The sequence below is a fragment of the Pseudovibrio sp. POLY-S9 genome (assembly GCF_001431305.1).
Taxonomy (GTDB): domain Bacteria; phylum Pseudomonadota; class Alphaproteobacteria; order Rhizobiales; family Stappiaceae; genus Pseudovibrio.
Window position 1 is genome coordinate 1 of the sequence record NZ_LCWX01000251.1, and the last position, 635, is coordinate 635.

The window sequence follows — 635 nt, forward strand, 5'->3', positions numbered from 1 at the left end:
CCGCACACGGAGGGCGCTCACCAGGAGCATACTATGCCAACACCCGCTTATATCACTATTGAAGGGTCAACTCAGGGTCCAATCACTCAAGGCGCGTTCACTGAAGATTCCGTCGGTAACGTGTGGCAGGAAGGTCATGAAGACGAGATCATGGTGCAGGCCATTGATCACACTGTCATCATTCCTCGTGATATCCAGTCCGGCCAGCCAGCTGGTCAGCGCGTGCACACTCCGTTCAAGTTCACCTGCTCCATGAACAAGTCCATCCCGCTGCTGTATAATGCGCTGGTCTCTGGTGAGATGCTGCCTAAGTGTGAAGTTAAATGGTATCGCACCAATTCTTCCGGCAAGCAGGAGCATTTCTTCACCACCTCCTTTGAAGATGCCCTGATCACCAACATTGAGTGTGGCCTGCCACATTGTCAGGATCCGAAGAACGCTGACTTCACTCAGCTGATCACCATTGAACTGTCTTACCGCAAGATCATGTGGGAACACACAGTCTCCGGCACGTCCGGTGCTGATGACTGGCGCGCGCCTGCAGCTTAAGTCTCTATCCTCATTGAGGATGGAAGTCAGATCCGGGCCAGCTTTGGCCCGGACATTGTTTATGGGCGAGTACACACCAGGCAGTC

General features: G+C 53.5%; 1 protein-coding gene. It reads left to right on the forward strand.

Features of this window, described 5'->3' with window-relative positions:
• The first annotated feature begins 33 nt into the window (after positions 1–33).
• Positions 34–549 carry an Hcp family type VI secretion system effector gene (locus tag PPL9_RS28915; RefSeq protein ID WP_057465969.1) on the forward strand — a complete coding sequence of 172 codons (516 nt, stop codon included), beginning with the start codon at positions 34–36 and terminating at the stop codon, positions 547–549.
• Positions 550–635: the final 86 nt, after the last annotated feature.

Bases quoted from the DNA above. Each gene is read 5' to 3' on its own strand.
- PPL9_RS28915 (WP_057465969.1), top strand. From the start codon at position 34: ATGCCAACACCCGCTTATATCACTATTGAAGGGTCAACTCAGGGTCCA.